Source organism: Blautia sp. CAG:237 (assembly GCF_000436615.1).
Lineage (GTDB): Bacteria > Bacillota > Clostridia > Lachnospirales > Lachnospiraceae > Blautia_A > Blautia_A intestinihominis.
Window position 1 is genome coordinate 1 of record NZ_FR886700.1, and the last position, 4,844, is coordinate 4,844.

The following is a 4,844-nucleotide window of genomic DNA, read 5'->3' on the forward strand; positions in this document are numbered from 1 at the left end:
CACGACGCCAGTCAATACTGTCTACAACTTCCATGGCATCCTTGTAGTTCTTCTTCTCTACAAGGCGGTTAATTTCTTCAAGTTTGATCCGAAATTCCTCTTTGTCCAATATATTCACCAACTTTCCAAGATTATGAACAGTGTAACATACACTAATATCCTTGTCAAAACTGTTTCTTACGTTTTCTTTTTATCCATAGAACTCTGTTTTAAACAGGCTCAAACACTTCTCCTTTGACAACTTTGAAAACTTTGTTCAGGTGAAACTGATGACTTACAAAATCATCCAGTCCAGTACAGGTGATCAGAGTCTGTATATCATGGATACAGTCAAGAAGATAGGTCTGACGGTTGCTGTCCAACTCTGAAAGTACATCATCCAGCAAAAGTACCGGCGTATCCTTGATCTTTTCTTTTACAAGATAAATTTCTGAAAGTTTCAAAGATAATGCTGCGGTCCTCTGCTGCCCCTGTGAGCCAAACTTTCGTATATCCACCCCGTTTACCATAAAACAAAGATCATCCCTGTGAGGTCCGGAGGAAGTCATCTTCATCCGGATATCTCTGTCTCTGTTCTTTTTGAGCGTTTCCTCAAAAAATTCAGCCTCCGTACTGGGCTCATAGAGTACTTCAATATGTTCCTCTCCCCCTGTCAGGTTGCTGTGGATTTCCTTTATGACTGTATTCAGATCTTTTACGAACTCTTTTCTTTTGCTGATGACTTTCTGCCCGTACTGGAGCATCTGCAGATCCCATATTTCAAGCGTATCCTTAAGTGCCGGATTATGATACATATCTTTGAGAAGTTTATTTCTCTGGTTCACGATATGATTATATCCAGCCAGATCTGTAAGATAGATCTGATCCAGCTGGCAGAGTTCAAGGTCCATAAACCTGCGTCTTTCCCCCGGACCATTCTTGATAATATTTAAATCTTCCGGTGAAAAAAAGACAAGATTCACGATTCCAAACAGTTCTCTTGCCTTTTTTATCGGAAGACCGTTAATTGCAACTCCCTTTGCCTTGTTTTTGCGAAGATGCATGTCGATCTTGTAGGAAAGTCCGTCTTTTTTGATCATCATGCGGATGTGGGATTCTTCCTCCCCAAACCGTATCAGTTCTTTATCCTTGCTGCCCTTGTGGGACTTTGTCGTTCCACAGATATAGACAGATTCCAGGATATTGGTTTTTCCCTGTGCATTATCTCCGTAAAAAATATTTGTACCTTTGTCAAAATCAAGCTGCAATTCACGGTAATTTCTAAAATTCTGAAGTTGTACAGATTCAATATACATAATTATTTTATAACTTTGATTTCCTGACCTTCAAAAGTGATCATATCACCAACGTATACTTTGCGTCCACGCCGCTGATCTACTTCACCATTTACTTTTACATTTCCATCCTGAATTTCATATTTTGCCTGAACACCGTCCTCTACAACTCCGGCGAGTTTCAAAGCCTGTCCAAGTTTGATAAATTCATCTCTGATCGTAATTTCCAAAATAATCCTCCTCCTTATCTGGCCTGATTCTGACTGATGTTAACTGGTAAGATCAGATAAGTATATGTTTCTTCGTCATCTCTGATGAAGCATGGTGCTTTTGGATTCATCAGATACATGTGGATCGTCTCATCATCAATAACTTTCAAAGCATCGATCAGGAATTTCGGGTTGAATCCGATAAGAATATCTTTACCCTCTTTTTCAATGTCGATCTCTTCATCCATAGATCCCATAGAAGAATCAATCTTCAGCTCCATCTTACCATCACTGATCTCAATTACGATCGGTTTCTTATCTCCTTCTCTTACAAGAAGTGTTGCACGGTCAATACAGTTCAGGAATTCTTTCTTGTTTACACTGATCTTTGTATCGTAATCACTGGAAAGCATCTGATCAATTCGGAAATATTCTCCCTCAATCAGTCTGGATACCACAATTGTCCGATCAAATTCAAATAAAATGTGGTTTTTTGTGAAATATATACTAACCTGATCGTCAATTTCTCCAGAGAGGATTTTGCTGATCTCGCTGAGTGTCTTTCCTGGAACGACAATCTTGCGATCTGAATAATTTCGCTTCAATGGCATTTTTCTGATGGAAATACGGTGTCCATCCAGAGAAACAATCTTCAGACAATTATCTTTGATTTCGAACAATTCACCAGTCATCAAACGGTTGTTTTCATTGACTGCAATAGAAAAAATAGTCTGACGGATCATCTCTTTCAAAGTAAACTGAGAAAGGGTCAGTGCTTCGTCTTTTTCGATAACCGGAAGGTATGCAAAATCTTCGCCTGCTTTGCCAGGAATTGTAAACTTGGCTTTTTCACAGGTGATCGTTGCTACATAGTTGCTGTCAGTTTTGATAGTTACATCACTGTCCGGAAGTCTTCTGATGATTTCATAAAAGATTTTGGCATCAAGTGCAACCATTCCTTTTTCTTCGATTTGTCCATCTACGATTGTTTCAATGCCCAGTTCCATATCATTTGTTGTAAATTTGATTTGGTTTGTGGTTGCATCCATAAGGATACATTCAAGGATTGGCATGGTTGTTTTAGAAGGAACAGCTTTCAAAGAAATATTTACGCTTTTTAACAGATTATTTTTGGGACAGATAATCTTCATGTGTATAACTCCCTTCGTGTTTGAAAATTGCTTTTATAAATATATAAATATATAGATATCCGCCGTAGCCGCCTTAGGGGATGGGGATTGTGTGTAAAAGTCTTTCAAACCTTGAAAATAAAGGTTTTGAGGACTGTATAACTACGTGTAAAACTACCAGATAACTTTGAAAGTGGGTGTGGATAAGTCACTTAACCCTGTGGATTAATTTTTTTCTTCAAGGTAGCGATGGAGTTTTTGAGGTTATCATTTGTTGCTAATTCTTTTTCGATTTTCTCAATTCCGTGCATAATTGTAGTGTGATCACGGTTACCAAGATTTTTGCCGATCGTCTTGAGAGAAGTGTCAATGATCTCACGGCAGAGATACATGGCGATCTGTCTTGGCATGACGATCTTGGAACTACGCTTGTTTCCGCAGAGTTCCGCTACAGTTACATGATAGTGTTCTGCAACAACGGAAATAATATAATCCGGAGTGATGACTTTTTGCTCATTTGGGGAGATGATATCCTTGAGTGCCTGCTCTGCAAGTTCAAGGGTTACTTCCTTTTTCTCCAGTTTGGAACTTGCCATTACCTTATTAAAGGCACCTTCCAGCTCACGGATATTGGATTTGATGTTTGTTGCAATGTAATTAATGACTTCTTCGCTGATATTGTAGCCTTCGAGCTCTTCTTTTTTGTGGAGAATTGCCATTCGGGTCTCGTAATCAGGTAAGGTAATATCTGCGATCAGACCCCATTCGAATCTTGAACGGAAGCGTTCTTCCAGAATTTCCATATCTTTCGGTGGTTTATCTGAAGAAATGATGATCTGTTTCTTGGCACTGTGCAGACTGTTGAAAGTGTGGAAAAATTCCTCCTGTGTGGATTCCTTTCCTATAATAAACTGAATATCATCGACCAGAAGAACATCAATATTCCTGTATTTTTCACGGAATTTGGACATTGCGGAGTTATTTCCGTTTCGGATCGTTTCGATCAGTTCATTTGTGAATTCTTCACTGGTTACATACAAAACTTTGCTGTTTTCATCATGTTCAATAATATAATGAGCGATGGAATGCATCAGATGAGTCTTGCCAAGTCCTGCACCTCCGTAGATAAACAGCGGATTATAGGTATCTCCCGGGGATTCTGCAACAGCAAGGGCTGCGGCCTGAGCAAATTTGTTATTATTTCCGACAATGAAAGTATCAAAAATGTATTTCGGATTCAAATGTGCATCTTCACAGCGACGTTCGATATCTGACATTGCAGGTGCTGCATTATCATAAGAAGGAACATCTTTCTGAGGTGCTTCATCAGGAGATATGAATTTGACATCGCACTCACTTATTCCAGTCAGTTCGCAGATGGTAACCTGGAGAAGAAGTTTGTACTTTTTATTAAGAAGGTTTATCAGAACTACCTGTTCAGATGGGACTAAAATTGTGATGACATTGTCAGTCACATCGTAGACTTCGAGCGGTTTGAGCCATGTATTGAAGGCTACGTCGCTGATATTGTAGTCACGTTTGACTGTCTGAAGAATTTCATCCCATTTTTCTATAACTTTATCCATATTTCAAACTCCTGGTTCCTTTGAATGTGTGTAAATTATTCGTAACTGTTCAGTACTTTCACAGTTACAATTGGTCAATTGGACATAGATATCCTTTTATATATTATAATAAATCCAGTGGTTAATCAATCATTATTTGTGTAAAATTATCCCCTGAAAAAATGGTTTGTGTGGTTAAAATCGGGTGTTGTCCACAAGTTATCCACTTTATCCACATGTGCATAAGTTGGAAAGTGTGGATAATCCCCTATAAGTTTACATAACATCAGTACAAGCGGATAATTACCCCTGTGGAATGTGTATAACTTTGTCCACAGAGAGAATGCTGTAAAATAAAGGATTTTTTTAGGAATATGTGTAAAAATATGGGGGTATGTGAGGATAAAACAGCCGAAAAAGTTTAAGTTATCCACAAGTTATCCACAAAAAGTGGATAACTTTACGTAAACCAGATATTTCCACAATTGAGTGTGGGTTATTTTGAAAGTGTCGGAAACACTTAATTTTATTGGATTTTTTGTGAATTTTTGCTTGACGAACGGGTGCAGAATGAATATAATTAAAACGATGTTCTATGATAATAGTATGAATAGGGATAATAGATAAAGGAGGTGCTTTACCTATGAAAATGACATTTCAGCCAAA

Annotated in this window: 4 protein-coding genes; all 4 read right to left on the bottom strand. The window is 38.2% G+C overall.

Annotated elements, in window-relative coordinates; translation table 11 throughout:
• Nucleotides 1-209 precede the first annotated feature (209 nt).
• Nucleotides 210-1,295 carry a DNA replication/repair protein RecF gene (gene recF, locus QZL69_RS03205; RefSeq protein WP_022213780.1) on the bottom strand — a complete coding sequence of 362 codons (1,086 nt, stop codon included), beginning with the start codon at nucleotides 1,293-1,295 and terminating at the stop codon, nucleotides 210-212.
• A gap of 2 nt (nucleotides 1,296-1,297) precedes the next feature.
• Entirely contained in the window at nucleotides 1,298-1,507 is a 210-nt protein-coding gene (locus QZL69_RS03210) for an RNA-binding S4 domain-containing protein (RefSeq protein ID WP_291518046.1), read from the bottom strand.
• 11 nt (nucleotides 1,508-1,518) lie between these two features.
• Nucleotides 1,519-2,634, bottom strand: coding sequence for a DNA polymerase III subunit beta (gene dnaN / locus QZL69_RS03215; protein WP_022213782.1), 1,116 nt, complete (start codon nucleotides 2,632-2,634; stop codon nucleotides 1,519-1,521).
• Between the two features lie 191 nt (nucleotides 2,635-2,825).
• Nucleotides 2,826-4,199, bottom strand: a complete 1,374-nt coding sequence (dnaA, locus tag QZL69_RS03220) for a chromosomal replication initiator protein DnaA (protein WP_022213783.1) — start codon at nucleotides 4,197-4,199, stop codon at nucleotides 2,826-2,828.
• Between the last annotated feature and the right edge of the window lie 645 nt (nucleotides 4,200-4,844).

Bases quoted from the DNA above. Each gene is read 5' to 3' on its own strand.
- recF (WP_022213780.1), bottom strand. From the start codon at position 1,295: ATGTATATTGAATCTGTACAACTTCAGAATTTTAGAAATTACCGTGAA.
- dnaN (WP_022213782.1), bottom strand. From the start codon at position 2,634: ATGAAGATTATCTGTCCCAAAAATAATCTGTTAAAAAGCGTAAATATT.
- dnaA (WP_022213783.1), bottom strand. From the start codon at position 4,199: ATGGATAAAGTTATAGAAAAATGGGATGAAATTCTTCAGACAGTCAAA.